We start from the raw sequence: 18,948 nt of genomic DNA, 5'->3' as shown, positions 1-18,948 counted from the left end.
CCCGGCGGGGCCGGAGCAGCCCTGTGACCAGCCGGGGTCAGCGGGTGAAGCGGATGGCGCTCCAGGAGACCCGGGGCAGGGTGATCGTGGCGGTGGCGTCGGACAGGGTGACCGCCTCGGTGAGCGGGCGCAAGGCCACCCGCTCCGGGGCTTCCTTGGAGTTGTAGGCGTAGACGTCGTCGTCGGTCAAGGTCCAGGATTCGGCCACCGAGAGGCCGGCGCCGAAGGCGGAGAGGTCGACGGCGAACTCGACCGGGTTCGCCACGTCGCGGTTGACGGCGAACACGGTCACGTCGCCGGTGGCCGGGTCGTGCGTGGCGACCGCGTCGACCAGCGGGGCCGCGCCGTACTTGGCCGTGTCGTAGGACGGGGCGTCGATGTGCAGGCGCAGGACGTCGCCCTTGGCCAGCGCCGCGGTCTTGGCGAACGGGTGGAAGATGGTCTGCCGCCAGGCCGGGCCGCCGGGCTCGGTCATGATCGGGGCGATCACGTTCACCAGCTGCGCCTGGCAGGCCGCGGTGACCCGGTCACTGTGCCGCAGCAGAGAGATCAGCAGGTTGCCCACGACGACCGCGTCGGCCACGTTGTAGCGGTCCTCGATGACCGGCGGGGCGACCTTCCACTCCTCGGGCAGCGGGGCGTTCTGGAAGCGGGACAGGTACCAGACGTTCCACTCGTCGAACGACAGGTTGATCTTCTTGGTGCTCTTCAGCCGGGCGCCGACCGCGTCCGCCGTGGCCACGATGCTGTTGACGAAGAAGTCCATGTCGACCGCGGAGGCCAGGAACGAGCCCAGGTCGCCGTCGTGCTCCTCGTAGTAGGCGTGGCAGGACACGTAGTCGACCACGTCGTACGCGTGCTCCAGCACCGTCGACTCCCAGGTGCCGAAGGTCGGCATCGAGGAGGACGAACTGCCGCAGGCGACCAGTTCCAGGTCGGGTTCGGCCGACCGGAGCGCCCGCGCCGTGCTGGCCGCCAGTAGCCCGTACTCCTCGGGGGTCTTGTGTCCGGTCTGCCAGGGGCCGTCGAGTTCGTTGCCGAGGCACCAGACCTTGATGCCGTAAGGCTTCTCCGCGCCGTTGGCGCGCCGCTGCTCGGAGAGCGCGGTGCCCTCCGGGTGGTTGACGTATTCGTGGACGTCGAGCGCCTCCTGCACGCCGCGGGTGCCGAGGTTGACCGCGTACATGATCTCGACGTCGGCCTTCTCCGCCCACTTGGCGAACTCGTCGATGCCGACCTCGTTGGTCTCGATGCTGCGCCAGGCCAGGTCACGCCGACGGGGACGCTGCTCGCGCGGGCCGACGCCGTCCTCCCAGCGGTAGCCGGAGACGAAGTTGCCACCGGGGTAGCGGACCATGGTGACGCCCAGCTCGCGGGCGAGCGCCAGCACGTCGGTACGGAACCCGTCCTCGTCGGCGAGGGGGTGGCCCGGCTCATAGATGCCGGTGTAGACGCAGCGACCCATGTGCTCGACGAACGAGCCGAAGGTGCGGCGGCTGACGGGCGCCACGACGGCAGCCGGATTCAATGCGACACGCGCACGGAGCATGGTTGTTCCCTTTGCAAAGAAAGAAGAGGAGATGCGCGGGTACCGGAGGCTTACTTGACGGCGCCGATGGTCAGGCCACCGCGCCAGTACCTCTGCAGCATCAGGAAGGCCACGATCAGGGGGACGATCGCCATCAGGGCGCCGGTCACGATCACGTTGAACGTGGCGCCTCCGCTGTTGCCCATGATCGCGGACATGTACCAGGCCCGCAGTCCGACCGTCAGCGGGTAGAGCTGGTCGTCGCTCAGCATCACCAGGGGCAGGAAGAAGTTGTTCCAGGACGCGACCATGCTGAACAGCAGGACGGTGACCAGGGCCGGCTTCATGGCGGGCAGGGCGACACTGGTGAACACCCGTACCTCGCCGGCGCCGTCGATCCGGGCCGCCTCGAGCATCTCCTCCGGGACCGAGTCGGCCACGTAGACCCGCAGCAGATAGACGCCGAACGGGTTGAGCAGTGACGGCAGGATCACCGCCCAGACGGTGTCGACCAGGTCCGCCTGCGACATCAGCAGGTAGGTGGGCAGCACCAACGCGGTCGCCGGCACCATGATCAGCCCGAGGAGCAGCGCGAACAGGGCGTTGCGGCCCGGGAAGCGCAGCTTCGCGAAGGCGTACCCGGCCAGCGCCGAGATGACCGTCGATCCGATGCCACTGACCACCGCGTAGAACGCCGAGTTGCGCAGCCAGGTGAGGTACACCCCGTTGTCCTGTTCGAACAGCACCTTCAGGTTGTCGATCAGGTGGAAGTCGGAGAACCAGAGCGAGGCCGACTGGAAGAGCCCCTCGTTGTTCTTGGTCGCCGCCACCAGCAGCCACCAGAACGGCAACAGGAAGTAGATCGCCATCAGGCCCATGACGACGTGAGCGGCGACGCTGCCTTTCTTGATGTTCATTGCAGCGCGCTCCGTTTCCGGGTGGCGAAGAGGAAGATGTACGACCCGACGAAGACCACCGCACCGAGCAGGAACGAGATCGCGGCCGAGTAGTTGTACTGCTGGAACGAGAACGCCTGCTGGTACGCGTAGATGTTGGGCGTGTAGTGGGTGGTGATCGCACCCGGGTTGAGCGGCTGCAGGATCAGCGGTTCGGTGAAGAACTGCAGCGTGCCCATGATGGTGAAGAGGGTCGCCAGGACCAGCGCGGAACTGATCATCGGGGTCTTGATCCGCAGGGCGATCTGCACCTCGCTCGCACCGTCGATGCGGGCCGACTCGTAGGTCTCCCGGGGCAGGCCCTGCAGCGCCGCGTACAGGACGATCATGTTGTAGCCGGCCCACTGCCAGGTGACGATGTTGCCCAGCGACGCCAGCACCGTGCCCGTGGAGGTGAAGTCGATGCCGGTCCAGGCGAAGGGGCCGACGCTGTCGCTGTACAGGAAGCCCCACATCAGCGTGCCGATGACCACCGGTACGGCGTAGGGCACGAAGGCCGCCAGCCGGAAGAACCGGGAGAACCGCGAGGTCGCGGCGTCGATCAGCAGGGCCGCGACGAGTGCGAGACCGATCATCACCGGGGTCTGGAGCAGACCGAAGATCAGAACCCGGACCACGCCCTCGCGGACCAACGGATCGTCGATCGCCTGCTTGTAGTTGTCGAACCAGGCGAAGACCTCCCCCTCGATGAGGGTGGAGCGGTACAGACTGATCTTGAAGGCGTACGCCATCGGCAGCAGCAGGAACGCGATCAGCAGCACCGCGAACGGCAGGACGAAGAGCCAGCCGGTGGCCGCCTCCTTCACCCGCGCCGCCCGCCGGGTGCCGGTTCCGGCCGAGGGGCCCGCGGCCGCCGGAGCGGCCGCGGGGGAAGTCTTGACCTCGGTCATTACTGAACCTTGAAGCCCTGCTGGGTGGCGTAGGTCTTGATGTTCTCCTGCGCGGTGTCCAGCGCCGCCGTCCAGGACGTCTTCTTCTCGATCGCCTGGCCCAGGTTCGTGGTCAGCTGGTTGAAGTTGTAGCTGTTGAACGGGCTCCAGTCGAGCTCACCGATCGCGCTGTAGGCCGGCACGAAGACCTCGTTGACCTTCTGGCCACCGAAGAAGTCGTAGGTCTTGCCGGTGAAGGCGTCCGACTCCAGCACCGGGGTGACGGTCGGGAAGAGGAACGCCTTGTCGATGCCGATCTTCCAGGCCTCGGTGTTCTTGGCGCCGAAGATCTCGATGGCGACCTTGGCCGCGATGTCCGGGTACTGGGCCTGGTCGGTCACCGCGAACGAGGAGCCACCCCAGTCGCCCTGGGCGTTGGCGCCGGCGGTCCACTGCGGCAGCGGCGCGACCTTCCACTTGCCGGCCGCACCACCGGCGTTGGCCTGGATGTAACCGGGGCCCCAGCCGGCCGCGAGGTAGGTGGCGTACTTCTCCGAGCCGAGGCCGTTGTAGAAGTCGGTGGTGTGGAAGGCGGTGGTGTCGGCCAGGCCGTTGTTGACCATGCCCTCCCAGTACTCGAAGACCTTCTTGGCCTCGGCGCTGTTGACGTTCACGCCGATGCTGCTCGGGTTCGCGATGTCGTAGGCGTACGGCTTGGCGCCGGCCTGCCAGAACAGACCGGTCATGAAGCCACCGTCGTTGGCGCCGAAGTCGGTCATGAAGCTCTTGCCACCGGAGGCGGCCTTCAGCTTCTCGGCCTGCGCCTTGTACTCGTCCCAGGTGGTCGGGACGGTCAGGTTGTACTTCTTGAAGATGTCGTCGCGGTACATCATCGCCATCGGGCCGGCGTCGACCGGGATCGCGTAGACCTGGTCACCGGAGCTGACCTGGCTCCAGGCCCAGCCGGCGTAGTCGCCCTTGACGTCGTTCGCACCGTACTTGCCCAGGTCGACCAGGTGCTTGGTGAGCGCGAAGGTCGGAATCTCCTGCAGCTCCAGCATCACCACGTCGGGCGCGCCCTTGCCGGCCTTCAGCGCGGTCTGCAGCTTGGTGTACTGGTCCTGGCCGGTGCCCGCGTTCGTCCACTCGATCTTGACGTCGGTGTGGGTCGCGTTGAACTGGTCGACCACGGCCTTGAACTCCGGGTACCACGCCCACACCTTGACGGTGACCGTGCCGGTGGGCTTCTCGGCCGGCTTGTCGTCGCCGCCGCTGCTGCAACCGGTCAGCGCGAGGGCCGTGGCCGCGACCGCCGCCACAACTGATCGCCGACTGACTCTCCGTGCACTAAAGTTGCCGATGTTCACTGGGTCCTCACAGACGAGTAGATGCGTATCCAGTTGATCAGTTCTGAGACCCGCGAGGGCTCAGAGAGCCGACCTCCGGTGCTGGCACACCGGGGGTCGGCCGTTAGGCCAGACCTCGCACCGCCGAACAGTCCGCACTGCTGGTCGGGCGATGTTGCTACGCTTTTGCAGCGCTGCAAAGCAAAGCATGCACGGCACCCCGAACGACGGCAAGGGGTAACCTGCCGGAAACTTGGGGCGGTCAGAGGGGGCAAGAATGCGTCGAGAAGTCACTCTGCGTGACGTCGCGGAGTTGGCCGGCGTCTCCAGCCGAACCGTCTCCAACGTGGTGAACGGATACGCCAACGTCACGGAGCACACGAGAGAGCGCGTTCAGCGCGCGGTGGAACAACTCGGATACCGCCCGAACGTCCTCGCCCGGAACCTCGCACAGGGCCGGTCCGGGCAGATCGCGCTCGTCGTGCCGTACCTGGACACCCCGTACTTCTCCGAGTTGTTGCAGAGCGTGATCCGTGCGGCGCGGGTCCGCGGCTATAACGTTTTGATCGACCAGACCGACGGCGACCCCGAGCACGAGCGCGCGTTCATCGCCCACGGCTCGCGTCGCCTGCTCTTCGACGGTGTCATCTTCAGCCCGCTCGGCCTCGACCAGCAGGCCCTGGCCGACCGCGACCCGACCCTGCCGCTGGTGATCCTCGGCGAGCGGTCGAGTGACGGCGGATTCGACCACATCGGGATAGACGATGTGGCCGCCTCCCGCGAGGCCACCGAGCACCTGCTCGACCTGGGCCGGCAGCGGGTCGCCGCGATCGGTGACCAGCCCTACGCCACGGGTGAGGCGGCGCAACGTCGTACCCAGGGTTTCCGGGAGGCGCACGCGGCTCGCGGCCGCACCCCGCGCGAGGACCTGATCATCAGCACTCCCCGGTTCAACCGGCCGGACGGCGCCCGGGCGATGGCCCATCTGCTGGATCTTCCGGAGCCACCGGACGCCGTCTTCTGTTACTCCGACCTGGTCGCGCTGGGCGCCATCCGGACCATCGTCTCGCGCGGGCTGCGCGTCCCCGAGGACGTCGCGGTCGTCGGTTACGACGACATCGAGGACGGCCGGTTCTCCAACCCCACGGTCACCACCGTCTCCCCCGACAAGGAGATGATCGCGACCACCGCGGTGGAGAGGTTGCTGCTGCGCATCAGCAGTGCGACTCCTCCGGAGGGTCTGGAGGTACGGGCACCGCACCGCCTGATCGTCCGGGAGAGCACTACTGGAAGAGTTTCGCCGCCGTGATCAGAGTCTGGACGACTCCGTAACCGAGCAGTACGACGACGAGCCCCCAGGACAGCACGAGCCTCATGACGGGACCTCCTCCCTCTTCCCCTCGACCGGTTCGTGGTGGTGCTCGGGCACCGGGCGGATCAGCAGGTTCGCGACGAAGCCGACGGCCAACACGCCGACCATGGTGAACAGCGCCGGCCGGTAGGCGTCCGCGGTCAGCGTCCCCGGTTTGCCCTGCGCGTCCAGGAACCCGTTGATGATCAGCGGACCGGCCACCCCGGCGGCCGACCACGCGGTCAGCAGTCGGCCGTGGATCGCGCCCACCTGGAAGGTCCCGAACAGGTCCCGCAGGTAGGCCGGCACGGTCGCGAACCCGCCGCCGTAGAACGACAGGATGACGCCGGCCAGCAGCACGAACAGTGCGGTCGCGAGGTGACCGGCGACCGCCAGCAGGGTGTAGAGGATCATGCCGCCGCCCAGGTAGACCATGTAGATCGGTTTGCGGCCGATCAGGTCCGAGGTCGACGACCAGGCGAATCGGCCGGCCATGTTGAACAGCGACAGCAGCCCGACGAACCCGGCCGCGGCCGAGACCGTGACGGTCGAGACGCCGGCGTCGTCCCGGAAGAAGTCCTGGATCATCGGGCTGGCCTGCTCCAGGATGCCGATGCCGGCCGTCACGTTGCAGAACAGCACGATCCAGAGCAGCCAGAACGAGCGGGTCCGGATGGCGTTCGCGGCGGAGATGTCAGCCGTGGTGACCAGCGGCTTCTCCCGTACCGTGGCCGGATCCCACCCGGCCGGCCGCCAGCCCTCCCGCGGCACCCGGATGTTGAACACCCCGAACATCATGATCACGAAGTAGGCGATGCCGAGGGTGAGGAACAGCGCGGTCAGCGCGTCCCCGTCGGCGACCGAGGTGGCCACCGACGGGTCGTAGTCCTCGTCGTAGAACGACATCAGCTGCCGGGAGGCCGGGCCGGCGATCATCGCGCCGCCGCCGAACCCCATGATCGCCAGGCCGGTGGCCAGACCCGGCCGGTCCGGGAACCACTTGATCAGGGTGGACACCGGCGAGATGTAACCGATGCCCAGGCCGATCCCGCCGAGCACGCCGTAACCGAGGTAGAGCAACCAGAGCTGGGTCGTCGCGATGCCGAGCGCGCCGACCAGGAAGCCGGTGGCCCAGAACGAGGCGGACACGAACATCGCCTTGCGCGGCCCGCTGCGCTCCACCCAGGTGCCACCGACCGCGGCCGACAGGCCGAGCATGACGATCGCGATGCTGAACACGATCCCGATCGCGGTCTGACCGGTGTCGAAGTGCTGAACCAGGGAGTTCTTGTAGACACTGGTGGCGTAGGCCTGGCCGATGCACAGGTGGACGGCCAGGGCCGCGGGCGGGATGAGCCAGCGACTGTACCCCTCGGGGGCGATGGAGTGCTCACGATCGAGCGCGGAGAGCAGGGCCATCGCCGCACGATACCCATCGAATCAGGTGAATTGAAAGGGTTACTTCGCGTTCACAGTGAAACCATTCATCTCGCCGGTGCCCTCCGGCGCCACCGGGTAGGCGGCACCCCGCAGCGTGTCCCCGTCCTGCCAGGCGAGCGAGATCCCGAGCGCCGCCTTCGGCGATGCCGGCGGCACCTCGTAGTCGGTGAGCCGACGACCGGTCACCACCTCGATCAGGGCGACCCGGGTCTCCAGCAGATGGTCGGCGCTCTCCCGCTGATAGGCGACCGCGACCAAGGCGCTCTCCGGCGTACTGATCGGGGCGAGCCGGATGTCGGACACGGCGATGCATCGTGATCCGGTGAGCGACAACTTCGCAATCAGCCGGCCGGTGGTGACGTCGTAGACGCGCGGTACACATTCGTCCTGCATCCGGGCGACCGCCAGCCAGCCGCCCTGCATGTCGGTGAGCCGCAGATCGCCGAAGACCTTGCCGAGGCCCAGCCGGACCCCGCCGACCACGAGCTCCTCCTTGCCGGTGGCCAGGTCGTGCAGGACCAGCCCGGCCGGCCGCCACAGGTACGCCGTGGTCTCGGTGGCGGCCACCAGGATCACCGACTCGCCCATCCGGCGGACATCCCGCTGGACCCGGACCTTCCCGTCCGGTCCGGTCACCACCAGGCGGTACTCCAGATCGGTCACGTTCGGACCGTCGACGCGCTTGTCCCCCGGCTTGAGGTCGTGCGAGCCGAACGCGACCTGCGACCCGTCCGGCAGGACGATCAGGCGCTCCCAGCCGGCCGAGCCGACCACCTCGTGTGTGGTGATGGTGCCGTCCGGGAGCAGCTCACCGATCCGGCTGTCACCGCCCAACTCGACGGTCCCGCCGCCGGGTGCCCGGTAGGTGCCGACCGCGTCGTCCAGGATCAGCGGCTGGACCGGCTGGGCGACCGCTGGTGCGGTGGTCGGCGACACCACGGGCGCCGGTGCGCTGGTCGCGGCCGCGGGCAGCGGCGGCGGGGGCTGCCGCCACTGCCCGGCACCCACCCCGGCGCCGGCGGCCACCGCCACCACCGCGACGGCCGACAGGGCCACCTGACGGTTGCGGCGCCGGCGGGCACGCCGGTGGACGTCGGCGAGGTCTCCCGGATATCCCCGTGCGGCGGTCGCCGCCACCCGGACCGCCTCGGTCACATCCTGCGGAATCCTGTCCATGGGTCAGTCCTCGCTGTTCAGCTCGTGCCGGAGGACGGCCAGTCCACGGGCGAGACGGCTCTTCACGGTGCCCTCGCTGATCCGCAGGGCGGCGGCGGTGTCGGCGGTGGAGAGGTCGAGCAGCACCCGGCAGGTGATCACGGCGCGCTGCGGCTCGGGGAGTTTGGCCAGGGCGTCCCGGGCGACCGTGATCTCCGGCGGCCACAGGTGCGGATGGGCCGAGTCGTCGGCCGGCGGTCGCTCCCGGCGCACCTTGCGCCACCAGGAGGTGGCCCAGTTGAGGGCGACCCGGAAGACCCAGCCGGCCGGATTGTCCAGGCGGCTGACCGTGGGCCAGCGGGCGTAGGCCCGCGACATCGCCTCGGCCACGGCGTCGGCGGCCAGGTCGTCCCGGCGCAGGGTGACCGCGAGCGCACGGTAGATCCGGTCGGCGTTGGCCCGGTAGAAGGCCTCGAAGCCATCCTGCTCCGAGGCCACCGGGTCCGCGCCGATCATCACAGTCGAGGACACCATGACCGGTACACGCCGGTGGCCGTCGATCGGTTCCCGCCTACTCGGCGGATTTCTCGTCAGGGGTCTCCAGGCCCGCCTTCTCGTCGCGGTCGGCCCACTCCAGCAGGGTCTCCAACGAGTACGCCTCGTCGTCGATGGCGGCGTGCAGGTCGCCGAGCCGGGCGAAGCGCTCGGGCACCGTACGAATGGTGAAGTCTCGCGGGTTGAGATCTTGAATCTCATCCCAGGTGACCGGGGTGGAGACGGTGGCCTCGGGGACACCGCGCACCGAGTAGGCGCTGGCGATCGTGTGGTCCCGGGCGTTCTGGTTGTAGTCGATGAACAGCGCGGACGGGTCGCGGTCGCGACGCCACCAGGTGGTCGTCACGTCGTCGGGAGCACGCCGCTCCACCTCGCGGGCGAAGGCGAGCGCCGCCCGACGCACCTCGGTGAAGCCCCACTCCGGCCGGATCCGCACGTAGACGTGCAGGCCCTTGCCGCCGGACGTCTTCGGATAACCGGTGATGCCGAGCTCGCCGAGGACCTCCCGGACCACCGGGACCACCCGCTGGACCGTGCCGAACGGGCAGTCCGGCATCGGGTCCAGGTCGATGCGCCACTCGTCGGGGCGCTCGGTGTCGGCCCGCCGCGAATTCCACGGATGGAACTCCACGGTGGACATCTGCACCGCCCAGATCACGTCGGCCGGTTTCGTCACGCACAGCTCGTCGGCGTGCCGGTTGTACCGCGGGAACTTCACCCGGACCGTCTCCAGCCAGGGCGGAGCGCCGTTGGGCACCCGTTTCTGATGCACCTTCTCTCCCGCCAGACCCTCCGGGAAGCGGTGCAGCATGCAGGGTCGCTCGCGCAGCGCACGGACGATCCCGTCGCTCACCGCCAGGTAGTACTCGACCAGGTCGAGCTTCGTGGCACCGAGCTCCGGGAAGTAGACCCGGTCCGGGTTGGAGACCCGGACCTCGTAGTCGCCGACTTCGACGATCGTGGCTTTACCGGCCATGCGTCGAACCTAGCCCAACCAGGCGTCGTCCATGTCCCGAAGCAGGGTGTCGCCCGAGTCGAGCAGGTCCAGCATGGGCCCGATCCGGGGCAGCTCGTGGGTGACGAAGTACCTGGCGGCCAGGCGCTTGCCCGCGTAGAAGTCACCCTCCTTGCCCTCCGCGGCCAACAGCTGCTCGAGCCAGAGCCAGGCGATCACCAGATGGCCGGCGGCGTCCAGATATGCCGTGGCGTTGACCAGAGCCTTCGACGGATCGGCCCACAGCTTGGCGGTGGTCACGGCGAGTCGGTCGGCGGCCCTGGCGACGTGGGCACCCAGTTCGGGAGTCCGCGCGGCGGTGGCCCGGATCCGATCGAGCAGCAACCCGAGCCCGGCGCCACCGTGCTGGGTGACCTTGCGGCCGAGCAGATCGAGGGCCTGGATGCCGTCGGTGCCCTCGTGGATCGAGTTGAGGCGGTTGTCCCGGTAGAACTGCTCGACCGGGTACTCCCGGGTGTAGCCGTAGCCACCGTGGACCTGGATGGCGTGGTCGTCGGCCAGCCGGCACCACTGCGACGGCCAGGCCTTCACGATCGGCGTCAGAGTGTCCAGGAGCAGGTCGTTCTCCGGCGACGGCTCGTCCAGCAGCTTCGCCGCGTAGAGGACCAGGGCCAGCCCCCCTTCGACGTACGACTTGGAGGCGAGCAGCATGCGGCGCACGTCCGGGTGCTCGACGATCGGGACCGGCGGCGCCGTCGGGTCCTTGTCGCCGACCGGGCGGCCCTGCTGCCGCTCCCGCGCGTAGGCGAGGGCGTGCAGGTAGCCGGTGTAGCCGAGGGCGACCGCGCCGGAGCCGACCCCGATCCGCGCCTCGTTCATCATGTGGAACATGTACTGGAGGCCGCGGCCCTCCTCGCCGACCAGCTCACCGACGGCGCCGTCGAAGGCGAGCACCGTGTTGGTGGTGCCGCGGTAGCCCATCTTGTGGTTGAGCCCGGCCAGCACGACGCCGTTGCGCTCGCCGGTCTCCAGGTTCTTCTTCGGCACGATGAACAGCGACAGACCCTTGACCCCGGCCGGCGCGCCGACGACCCGGGCCAGCACCAGGTGGATGATGTTCTCGCTCAGCTCGTGGTCACCGCCGGAGATCCACATCTTGCCGCCGTCGATCCGGTAGGTCCCGTCGGCCTGCTTGACCGCCCTGGTGGCGACGTCACTCAGGGAGGACCCGGCCTGCGGCTCGGACAGGCACATGGTGCCGGTGAACCGGCCCTCCAGCATCGGGTGGACGTAGCGGCGGATCTGCTCCTCGGTGCCGTGGGTCAGGAGCAGGTGGGAATTGCCCGAGGTGAGCATCGCGTACGCCGAGGTGCCGGTGTTGGCGGCCTGGAACCACAGGAAGCAGGCCCGCTGGAGCACGTGCGGCAACTGGAGCCCGCCGTGCTCGGCCGGGAAGCCGGCGGCGATCAGCCCGGACTCGGCGAAGACCTGCAGCGCCCGGCTCACCTCGGGGATGATCGTGACCCGCTCGCCGTCGAAGGTCGGCTCGTTGAGATCGCCGGTGCGGTTGTGCGGGGCGAAGTCGCGCTCGGCGATCTGCTGGGAGACGTCGAGGAAGTCGTCGAACGTCTCCCGGGAGTGCTCGGCGTACCGCTCCCGCGCGGTCAGGGCCTCGGCGTCGAGCCATTCGTAGAGCAGGAAGTCGAGATCCCGCCGGGAGAACACCTTGGACACCGCGGCCACCACCGTTTCGGTCGGAACTTAATGCACCCAGTGTGCACGAAGTTTAGTCCGCCGCACGGTGCCGGCCCACCCTGACCGTCACTCCTTCCGGAATCCGGGTCGAGTGCTTGATCTCGTACATGGCATGGTCGGCGGCGCGCAGGGCCTCATCCGGATCGGTCGCGGCCGGGGCCAGGTGCACCCCGACGCTCGCGCCGATGCCGATCTCGTGCCCGTCGATCCGGAACGGCAGCTCCAGGACGTACCGTACGCGGCCGGCCATCGCGATCGCGTCGTCGGGCGCGACCGTACCGGGCATCAGGATGACGAACTCGTCACCACCGACCCGGGACAGCACGTCCTCGGTACGCACGCAGGCGCTGAGCCGGTCGGCCACCTGCCGCAGCAACTCGTCGCCGATCTCGTGCCCGTGCCGGTCGTTGACCGGCTTGAACCCGTTCAGGTCGACGAAGAGCACGGCCACCGCGTCGGCCCGCAGCGTCGAGTGGAGCTTGTCCGTCATCCGGCGCCGGTTGGGCAGACCGGTCAACGGGTCGTGCTGCGCCTCGTGCTCCAGCCGCTCCTGGAACGCCCGGTTCTCCGAGATGTCCCGGGCGTTGATCACCACGCCGTTCAGCGACGGGTTGGCCATCTGGTTGGAGGCGGTGAAGTCGAACCAGCGGAACTGGCCGTCCGCGGTGCGCACCCGGCACTGCAGGCGCATCACCCCGGCCGGGTCGGCGAGCAGGGCGAACAACTGCTCCCGCATCTGCGGCTGGTCCTCGTTGTGCACCACGTCGAAGACGCTGTGCCCGGCCAGCGAGCCGGACGGGAACCCGAGGATCGAGGTGGTGCTCGGGCTGCTGAAGATGATCCGGCCCTGACCGTCGAGCACCGACACCAGGTCCGGGGCGTGCTGGAAGAGCGCCTGGAAGCGTTCGTCGGCACGGCGCCTGGTGATCTGGGTCCGGTAGCCGAGCAGAGTGATGCCGACCACACCGATCACCAGCATCGCCAGCAGCGTCAGGTTGAGGGTCTGGCTGCGGTTGTAGACCACACCGTCGAAGGACGCCTTGGTCTGGGTCCGGACGTAGTACCACCCGCTGTGATCGATGTCGATCACGACGGCGATCATCTTCTCTTCGCCCTCGAGATACTCGACGAAGGCCGAGGTCCCGCTCCGGCTCCTCAGGATCTCCGGGTTGACCGTGGTGCCGAGCACCTCGTCCAGGCTGGCCGCACCGACCCGGCCGCTGGTGTCCACGATCGTGGTGCGGTGGTAGTCGCTCTTCAGCTCTCGCATGTACCCCTGTAGCGAGGTCGACGAGATGTGGTTCAACCCGATCAGGTACCCGGCCAGGACACCGTTCCGCTTGAACGGCACCGCCACCGCGGCCACATAGGAGGCGGGCTTGGCTGCGTCGCCGCCGGCCACCTGCATCACGTTGGAGAAGCCGTAGTCATCCGTCTCGGAGGTGTTCCCGGCGGCGGTTTCGAGCTGAGCCCACATCCGCTGCCAGCCGACGTCGTCGGTGGCCGGCCGGGCCGAGTCGCTGCTCGCCAGCAACACGTTCCGGTTCGCATCGGTGATGAGCAGGCCGTACTGGAAGGTGTTGGTCTTCTTCGCCGCGGCCATCAGCGCCGCCTTGGCCTGCGCGGGCGTGGTCGCACCGGCCGAGGCGATCAGGGCGCCGATCTTGCCCAGCTCGACCGTGGAGTAGTACTGGAGCTGACCGGTCAGCTCAGCGTTGTTGTCGCCGAGCGCGGTGGTGTCGGTCCGGTGCACCTTCTCCACCGCTTGCACGGTCGATCGGTTCACCAGAATGCCGGCGACACCGGCCCCAGCCAGCAACAACACGCTGACCAGCACCGCGATCCAGTTACGCAGCCGCATCGAGTTCCTCCTCACCGCATGTCATCGGCAGGCGAGGCCGGAAGTGAATGAACCCCGGAGAAGAAACCAGGGAATACCCCGAGGGAAATGAGGCGGCGCTCAACCGGATCGACCACGATGATGGATAAGCAACGCATCGGGTCGATGTCGTCACACCCGGTGTGGGACCGGCCCGACGAAACGGAGCACCGGATGCTCAGACCTGTGGTGGCGTCCCCTCCCGGATGGCCGAGGGCGCTGCTCTCCCGGATTCCCTCCCCCCGCCGATCCCCCGAGGACGACCCGCTCCCCCCGGCACCGCCCGGCCCGCGCCGCATCGTCCGCTCCGGTCTGAGCGTCACCGGCGCCGGACTGGCCGCACTCTTCTACTGCCTGTCCTTCACCCCGTCGCTGCTGCCGCGCGCCTGGTTCCTCCAGGGTGTGGTCGCCGGGATCACCGCCGCGATGGGTTACGCGCTGGGCGCCGCCGCCGGGGCGCTGGCCCGCCGCCTGCACGGGCCGTTCCTCGCCCGGACCGCGCTGATCGCCTGGGCGGCCCTGGCCGCGGTGGTGCCGGTGATGGTGGTGATCTTCCTCTGGCTCGGCACCCGCTGGCAGCGTGACCTGCGGATCCGGCTCGGGATGGAGCCCGTCCCGGAGTACGACATCGCCCGCACCGTCGGGGCCAGCCTCCTCACCTTCGGCCTGCTGCTGCTGATCGCCCGGTTCCTGCGCCTGTCCACGTACGGCTGCGCGCTGCTGTTCCGCCGGGTCGTCCCGCAGCGCGCCGCCTACTGCGCAGGCACCCTGGTGGTGGCCGTGCTGGCCTACTCGGCCTTCGACGGTCTGCTGATCGCCAACCTGTTCACCACCGTCGACCGGCTGGCCGCCGTGGAGAACAGCGGGACCGGCAGCGGCGTCACCGTCCCGGCGTCCACGCTGCGCTCCGGCGGCCCGCAGTCGTACGTCGCGTGGGACTCGCTGGGCCGCCAGGGCCGCACGTTCGTGGCCGGGACCCCCACGGTCGAGGAGCTGTCCACGTTCGCCGGGCGGCCCGCGATCGAGCCGATCCGCGTCTACGCCGGCCTCACCTCGGCCGACACCCTGACGGAGCGGGCCGAGCTGGTGGTCCGCGAGATGGACCGGACCGGCGCCTTCGACCGGGCGGTGATCGCCGTGATCACCCCGACCGGCACCGGCTGGGTGGACAACAAGGTCCCCCGGTCGCTGGAGTTCATGTATGCCGGGGACACCGCGCTGGTGTCCATGCAGTATTCGTATCTGCCCAGCTTCTTCGCCTTCATGGGTGACCGGTCCGAGGTGGCCGACGCCGCGGACGCACTGATCAGCGCGGTGCGCGCGAGGTGGGTGACGCTCCCGGTCGCGACGCGGCCGCGGTTGCTGCTGTTCGGCGAGAGCCTCGGGACGTACGGGATGGAGATGACCTTCGGGACACCGGAGCGCCTGGTCGACGGGGCGGACGGGGCGCTGCTGCTGGGGCCGACGTTCGCCAACCCGACCCACCGGACGCTCACCGAGGGCCGGGCCGCCGGCAGCCCGATCTGGGACCCGGCCTATCCGGCGCTGCCGGTGGAGTTCGCCGACGACGCGGCCGAGCTGCGAGACATGTCCGGCCCCCGACCGAAGGTGGTCTATCTGCAGAACGCGACCGACCCGGTGGTCTGGTGGAGCTGGGACCTGCTGTGGAAGAAACCACAGTGGCTGATCGGGCAGCGGGCGCCGGACGTCACGCCGGACATGCACTGGTACCCGGGCATCACGTTCTGGCAGATCACCTGCGACCTGGTCTTCTCCAACAAGGTGCCGACCGGGCACGGGCATTCGTACCGATCGGAGACCGTCGACGGCTGGGCCGCCCTGGCGCCACCACCCGGCTGGACCACGGCGGACAGCGTTCGGCTGCGCGCCCTGCTGGACGGGTGAGACCGGGCCGGTTGTTCGGCTGATCCCTGACGAGTGATGTCCATCGAAGCCTTCCGCCCGTTGAGAATCGGGGTGGGGAGCGTCGAGAGGGGACCGGTGATGGGTGATGCGTTCAGCGACTTCCAGCGACTACCGGGCCGGAGATCGCAGCCGATGACACAGGGGCTGCTCGCCCTGATCGCCGCGGTGCTGATCCTGGGCTGCGGCCTGCTCGCCGGGCGACTTCTGGCCAACGACACACCGACGCCGACCCCGATACCGAGCCCATCGAGATCCGCCGCTTGACACGGTAGGTTCCCCGGCATGACGTTGCATCGAAAACTGTCCATCGCAGTGCTCGCCCTCGTCGTGGCCGGCGGCACCGGATTCACCCCGGGTCCCGGACTGTCCTGGCAGCTCACCGACACCGGCTCGACCGCACGGTTCCGTGGGCTGGCTCCGGTCACGAAGAACGTCGCGTGGGCGGCCGGATCGGCCGGGACGGTGTTGCGGACCGTGGACGGCGGGCGCACCTGGGCCTCGGTCGGCCCACCCGACGCGGCCGCCCTCCAGTTCCGGGACATCGAGGCCTTCGACTCCCGACACGCGGTGGCCCTGACCATCGGCAACGGCCCGGACTCCCGGATCTACTCGACCTCGGACGGCGGCTCCTCCTGGACCGAGACGTTCCGCAACGACGATCCGGCCGCCTTCTACGACTGTCTGACCTTCCTCGACCGGCGGCACGGGCTGGCCCTGTCCGACCCGGTCGGTGGGAAGTTCCGGATCCTGGCCACCCGGGACGGCGGCCGGACCTGGCAGACCCGGCCGACCGGCGGCATGCCCGACGCGCTGCCGGGTGAGTTCGCCTTCGCGGCCAGCGGCACCTGCCTGGTCTCGGCCGGGCGGCGGGCCTGGTTCGCGACCGGCGGCGACGCCACGGCCCGGGTGTTCTCCTCCGCCGACGGCGGGTGGAACTGGTCGGTGACCGATTCACCGGTGCCGAGCGGCCCGAGCGCCGGGATCTATTCGCTGGCCTTCCGGGGTCACGGGCAGGGCATCGCAGTCGGCGGTGACTACGCCGCGGAGACGTCCGCACCCGATGGTGCGGCGGTCACCCGGGACGGCGGACGGCACTGGACGGTGTCCCGGACGGTCCCCGGCGAGTACCGGTCCGGAGTGGCGTGGTGGCGTGGGCGTACCGCGCTGGCCGTCGGCCCGACCGGCAGCGACGTCTCCTGGAACGGCGGGGTGACCTGGCGGCGTTTCGACACCGGCAGCTTCGATGCGGTGGCCTGCACCGACGACGGCTCCTGCTGGGCGTCCGGCCGGGACGGGCGGATCGCCAGGTTGAAGAGCTGACGCTCAGGCGTTGAGATAGGTCAACACGGCCAGGACCCGGCGGTGGTCGTCGTCCGAGGGGGGCAGGTCCAGCTTGGTGAAGATGCTGCTGATGTGCTTACTCACCGCCTTCTCGCCGACGAACAGCTTGGCGGCGATCGCGCCGTTCGACCGGCCCTCGGCCATCAGCTCGAGCACGTCCCGCTCCCGGGCGGTCAACCCGGACAGCGGCGAGGAGTGGCGGGCGAGCAACTGCGAGACGACCTCCGGGTCCATCGCGGTGCCGCCGCCCGCCACCCGGCGCACCGCGTCGACGAACTGGGCCACGTTCGCCACCCGGTCCTTGAGCAGGTAACCGACCCCGCCCGCGCGGTCGGTCAACAGCTCCCGGGCGTAGAGCGGCTCGACGTGCTGGGAGAGCACCAGCACCGGCATGCCCGGCACCTTCTGCCGGGCCTCGATCGCGGCCTGCAGCCCCTCGTCGGTGAAGGTCGGCGGCAGTCGCACGTCCACCACCGCCACGTCCGGCCGGTGCTCCAGCAGGGCCGGCAGCAGCGACGGTCCGTTGTCGACCGCCGCGACCACCTGGAAGTCGAACGCCTCCAGCAGACGCGTCAGCCCGTCCCGGAGGAGGGCGAGGTCTTCGGCGAGGACAACGCGCACGGCAGCTCCATGGTCACGACGGTCGGTCCACCCGGCGGGCTGGACAGGCTCATCGTGCCATCGAAGGCGGCGAGACGGCGTTCGATACCCCGCAGGCCGGTGCCGCCGGACGGGTCGGCCCCGCCCCGGCCGTCGTCGGAGACCCGCATGACCAGGATCTGCCCGGTGTGCCACAGCTCCACGACACCGTTGCCGGCGGCACTGTGCCGGACCGCGTTGGTGAGCACCTCGGCGACCGCGAAATAGGCGGCCGACTCGACCGGCGTGTCCAGCCGGCCCGGCAGGTCGGTGGTCACCGTGACCGGCATCGGCAGGGCCATCGCCAGCGCCCGGACCGCGCCCTCCAGTCCGCGCTCGGCGAGCACCGGTGGATGGATGCCGCGAACCAGGTGGCGCAGCTCGACCAGGGCGGCCGTACTGCTCTCCCGGGCCTCGGCCAGCAGCTTGCGAGCGGTGGCCGGGTCGGCGTCGACGATCTCCTCGGCCAGCCCGATCGTCATGCCGAGGGCGACCAGCCGGGCCTGGGCGCCGTCGTGCAGGTCACGCTCGATCCGGCGCAGCTCGGCGGCCTGTGCGTCGACCGTGTCGGCCCGGGTCACGGTCAGCTGGCTCACCCGCAGGCGCAGCTCGGCGGCCCGGGTCGGGGCGAGGAACAGCCGGTGGAAAAGAGCGTCGACGTGGCGGAGGTACGGCGCGGCCGCGACCCCGATCGACAGGATCAGCGCGCCCTGCGGCAGGGACAGGAAACCCTCGCCGAGGGTCTCGATCGGCCAGATCATGCCGTAGCCGTACTCGCCGGTGCCGAGCCAGATCCAGAGCGGGAGGAGCACGATGCCCTCCACCCCGTAGACCGGTAGGGCCAGTGTCAGCACGCCGAGCACCAGACCGACCAGCGCGCCGGGGAGCAGCCAGGCGACGTCCCGCCAGGTCGCCGGGTCGGTGATCACCCACTGGTAGTGACGCAGGCTCCCGAAGACCACCCCGTCCGGGCGGGGACGGTACGGCCGGGCGATCGGCACACCCCGGCCGGCCGCGAGCCGGCGGGACACGTCGGCCCGCAGCCGGATCAGCAGCGTCACCAGCGGCAGCACCAGCAGCCCGATGCCGAGCACCGGGGTCAGTACCAGACCCACCACGAACAGCACGAACAAGGGGATGTTCACGATGGCGAGGGGTACGGCGAGCAGCCCGCCGGCGACGGCGCGGAGCCCGTCACGGATCCAGTCACGCGAGTCCATGCCCTCATCCTGGCCACCGCGTGCGAGGTTGTC

Annotated in this window: 17 protein-coding genes; 4 read left to right on the top strand and 13 right to left on the bottom strand. The window is 69.4% G+C overall.

Going from position 1 to position 18,948, the window contains the following annotated elements:
• Nucleotides 1-37 precede the first annotated feature (37 nt).
• Genes arfA through Q0Z83_RS50840 form a run of 4 tightly spaced genes read right to left on the bottom strand, consistent with a single transcriptional unit; the run spans nucleotide 38 to nucleotide 4,672 of the window.
• Nucleotides 38-1,549, bottom strand: a complete 1,512-nt coding sequence (gene arfA, locus Q0Z83_RS50855) for an arabinosylfuranosidase ArfA (RefSeq protein WP_317790767.1) — start codon at nucleotides 1,547-1,549, stop codon at nucleotides 38-40.
• 50 nt (nucleotides 1,550-1,599) lie between these two features.
• Nucleotides 1,600-2,445 (bottom strand): carbohydrate ABC transporter permease, encoded by an 846-nt coding sequence (locus tag Q0Z83_RS50850; RefSeq protein WP_317790766.1) that lies wholly within the window; start codon nucleotides 2,443-2,445, stop codon nucleotides 1,600-1,602.
• Nucleotides 2,442-3,374 carry a carbohydrate ABC transporter permease gene (locus Q0Z83_RS50845; protein WP_317790765.1) on the bottom strand — a complete coding sequence of 311 codons (933 nt, stop codon included), beginning with the start codon at nucleotides 3,372-3,374 and terminating at the stop codon, nucleotides 2,442-2,444. The genes Q0Z83_RS50850 and Q0Z83_RS50845 overlap by 4 nt, the downstream gene beginning before the upstream one ends.
• Nucleotides 3,374-4,672: an ABC transporter substrate-binding protein gene (locus Q0Z83_RS50840; protein ID WP_317790764.1), complete on the bottom strand. Its 1,299-nt coding sequence runs from the start codon at nucleotides 4,670-4,672 to the stop codon at nucleotides 3,374-3,376. Before Q0Z83_RS50840 ends, Q0Z83_RS50845 begins: the two co-directional genes overlap by 1 nt.
• A 304-nt stretch (nucleotides 4,673-4,976) precedes the next feature.
• Between Q0Z83_RS50840 and Q0Z83_RS50835 the strand changes: the two genes are divergently transcribed.
• Nucleotides 4,977-6,008: a LacI family DNA-binding transcriptional regulator gene (locus Q0Z83_RS50835; protein ID WP_317790763.1), complete on the top strand. Its 1,032-nt coding sequence runs from the start codon at nucleotides 4,977-4,979 to the stop codon at nucleotides 6,006-6,008.
• Here the strand turns inward: Q0Z83_RS50835 and Q0Z83_RS56105 are convergent.
• Genes Q0Z83_RS56105 through Q0Z83_RS50805 form a run of 7 tightly spaced genes read right to left on the bottom strand, consistent with a single transcriptional unit; the run spans nucleotide 5,983 to nucleotide 13,771 of the window.
• Entirely contained in the window at nucleotides 5,983-6,075 is a 93-nt protein-coding gene (locus tag Q0Z83_RS56105; RefSeq protein WP_428839517.1) for an MFS transporter small subunit, read from the bottom strand. The two genes, Q0Z83_RS50835 and Q0Z83_RS56105, sit on opposite strands and share 26 nt — an antisense overlap.
• A complete protein-coding gene (locus tag Q0Z83_RS50830) occupies nucleotides 6,072-7,463 on the bottom strand; it encodes an OFA family MFS transporter (RefSeq protein WP_449701872.1) in 1,392 nt (463 codons plus the stop codon). The genes Q0Z83_RS56105 and Q0Z83_RS50830 overlap by 4 nt, the downstream gene beginning before the upstream one ends.
• A gap of 45 nt (nucleotides 7,464-7,508) precedes the next feature.
• Nucleotides 7,509-8,666 carry a hypothetical protein gene (locus tag Q0Z83_RS50825; protein WP_317790761.1) on the bottom strand — a complete coding sequence of 386 codons (1,158 nt, stop codon included), beginning with the start codon at nucleotides 8,664-8,666 and terminating at the stop codon, nucleotides 7,509-7,511.
• A gap of 3 nt (nucleotides 8,667-8,669) precedes the next feature.
• Nucleotides 8,670-9,179 carry an RNA polymerase sigma factor gene (locus Q0Z83_RS50820; RefSeq protein ID WP_317790760.1) on the bottom strand — a complete coding sequence of 170 codons (510 nt, stop codon included), beginning with the start codon at nucleotides 9,177-9,179 and terminating at the stop codon, nucleotides 8,670-8,672.
• Between the two features lie 37 nt (nucleotides 9,180-9,216).
• Nucleotides 9,217-10,176, bottom strand: a complete 960-nt coding sequence (ligD, locus tag Q0Z83_RS50815; RefSeq protein WP_317790759.1) for a non-homologous end-joining DNA ligase — start codon at nucleotides 10,174-10,176, stop codon at nucleotides 9,217-9,219.
• Nucleotides 10,177-10,185: 9 nt separating this feature from the next.
• A complete protein-coding gene (locus Q0Z83_RS50810) occupies nucleotides 10,186-11,889 on the bottom strand; it encodes an acyl-CoA dehydrogenase (RefSeq protein WP_378079018.1) in 1,704 nt (567 codons plus the stop codon).
• Between the two features lie 52 nt (nucleotides 11,890-11,941).
• Nucleotides 11,942-13,771, bottom strand: coding sequence for a sensor domain-containing diguanylate cyclase (locus tag Q0Z83_RS50805; protein WP_317790757.1), 1,830 nt, complete (start codon nucleotides 13,769-13,771; stop codon nucleotides 11,942-11,944).
• A 192-nt stretch (nucleotides 13,772-13,963) separates the two neighbouring features.
• Between Q0Z83_RS50805 and Q0Z83_RS50800 the strand changes: the two genes are divergently transcribed.
• The 3 genes from Q0Z83_RS50800 (at nucleotide 13,964) to Q0Z83_RS50790 (ending at nucleotide 17,035) form a co-directional block, all read left to right on the top strand.
• Nucleotides 13,964-15,694 (top strand): alpha/beta hydrolase, encoded by a 1,731-nt coding sequence (locus tag Q0Z83_RS50800; protein ID WP_317790756.1) that lies wholly within the window; start codon nucleotides 13,964-13,966, stop codon nucleotides 15,692-15,694.
• Between the two features lie 99 nt (nucleotides 15,695-15,793).
• A complete protein-coding gene (locus Q0Z83_RS50795) occupies nucleotides 15,794-15,979 on the top strand; it encodes a hypothetical protein (protein ID WP_317790755.1) in 186 nt (61 codons plus the stop codon).
• 18 nt (nucleotides 15,980-15,997) lie between these two features.
• Entirely contained in the window at nucleotides 15,998-17,035 is a 1,038-nt protein-coding gene (locus Q0Z83_RS50790) for a WD40/YVTN/BNR-like repeat-containing protein (RefSeq protein WP_317790754.1), read from the top strand.
• Nucleotides 17,036-17,038: 3 nt separating this feature from the next.
• Here Q0Z83_RS50790 and Q0Z83_RS50785 read toward each other — a convergent pair whose 3' ends face one another.
• Nucleotides 17,039-17,677 (bottom strand): response regulator, encoded by a 639-nt coding sequence (locus Q0Z83_RS50785; protein ID WP_317790753.1) that lies wholly within the window; start codon nucleotides 17,675-17,677, stop codon nucleotides 17,039-17,041.
• Nucleotides 17,629-18,915, bottom strand: a complete 1,287-nt coding sequence (locus tag Q0Z83_RS50780; protein WP_317790752.1) for a sensor histidine kinase — start codon at nucleotides 18,913-18,915, stop codon at nucleotides 17,629-17,631. Before Q0Z83_RS50780 ends, Q0Z83_RS50785 begins: the two co-directional genes overlap by 49 nt.
• Nucleotides 18,916-18,948: the final 33 nt, after the last annotated feature.

The sequence above is a fragment of the Actinoplanes sichuanensis genome (assembly GCF_033097365.1).
GTDB classification, from domain to species: domain Bacteria; phylum Actinomycetota; class Actinomycetes; order Mycobacteriales; family Micromonosporaceae; genus Actinoplanes; species Actinoplanes sichuanensis.
This window is presented reverse-complemented; position numbering and strand designations above follow the sequence as displayed.

What these genes read in the sequence shown, in the direction of transcription:
- arfA (WP_317790767.1), bottom strand. Translation starts at nt 1,549, where the DNA reads ATGCTCCGTGCGCGTGTCGCATTGAATCCGGCTGCCGTCGTGGCGCCC.
- Q0Z83_RS50850 (WP_317790766.1), bottom strand. Translation starts at nt 2,445, where the DNA reads ATGAACATCAAGAAAGGCAGCGTCGCCGCTCACGTCGTCATGGGCCTG.
- Q0Z83_RS50845 (WP_317790765.1), bottom strand. Translation starts at nt 3,374, where the DNA reads ATGACCGAGGTCAAGACTTCCCCCGCGGCCGCTCCGGCGGCCGCGGGC.
- Q0Z83_RS50835 (WP_317790763.1), top strand. Translation starts at nt 4,977, where the DNA reads ATGCGTCGAGAAGTCACTCTGCGTGACGTCGCGGAGTTGGCCGGCGTC.
- Q0Z83_RS56105 (WP_428839517.1), bottom strand. Translation starts at nt 6,075, where the DNA reads ATGAGGCTCGTGCTGTCCTGGGGGCTCGTCGTCGTACTGCTCGGTTAC.
- Q0Z83_RS50825 (WP_317790761.1), bottom strand. Translation starts at nt 8,666, where the DNA reads ATGGACAGGATTCCGCAGGATGTGACCGAGGCGGTCCGGGTGGCGGCG.
- Q0Z83_RS50820 (WP_317790760.1), bottom strand. Translation starts at nt 9,179, where the DNA reads ATGGTGTCCTCGACTGTGATGATCGGCGCGGACCCGGTGGCCTCGGAG.
- ligD (WP_317790759.1), bottom strand. Translation starts at nt 10,176, where the DNA reads ATGGCCGGTAAAGCCACGATCGTCGAAGTCGGCGACTACGAGGTCCGG.
- Q0Z83_RS50805 (WP_317790757.1), bottom strand. Translation starts at nt 13,771, where the DNA reads ATGCGGCTGCGTAACTGGATCGCGGTGCTGGTCAGCGTGTTGTTGCTG.
- Q0Z83_RS50800 (WP_317790756.1), top strand. Translation starts at nt 13,964, where the DNA reads ATGCTCAGACCTGTGGTGGCGTCCCCTCCCGGATGGCCGAGGGCGCTG.
- Q0Z83_RS50795 (WP_317790755.1), top strand. Translation starts at nt 15,794, where the DNA reads ATGGGTGATGCGTTCAGCGACTTCCAGCGACTACCGGGCCGGAGATCG.
- Q0Z83_RS50790 (WP_317790754.1), top strand. Translation starts at nt 15,998, where the DNA reads ATGACGTTGCATCGAAAACTGTCCATCGCAGTGCTCGCCCTCGTCGTG.
- Q0Z83_RS50780 (WP_317790752.1), bottom strand. Translation starts at nt 18,915, where the DNA reads ATGGACTCGCGTGACTGGATCCGTGACGGGCTCCGCGCCGTCGCCGGC.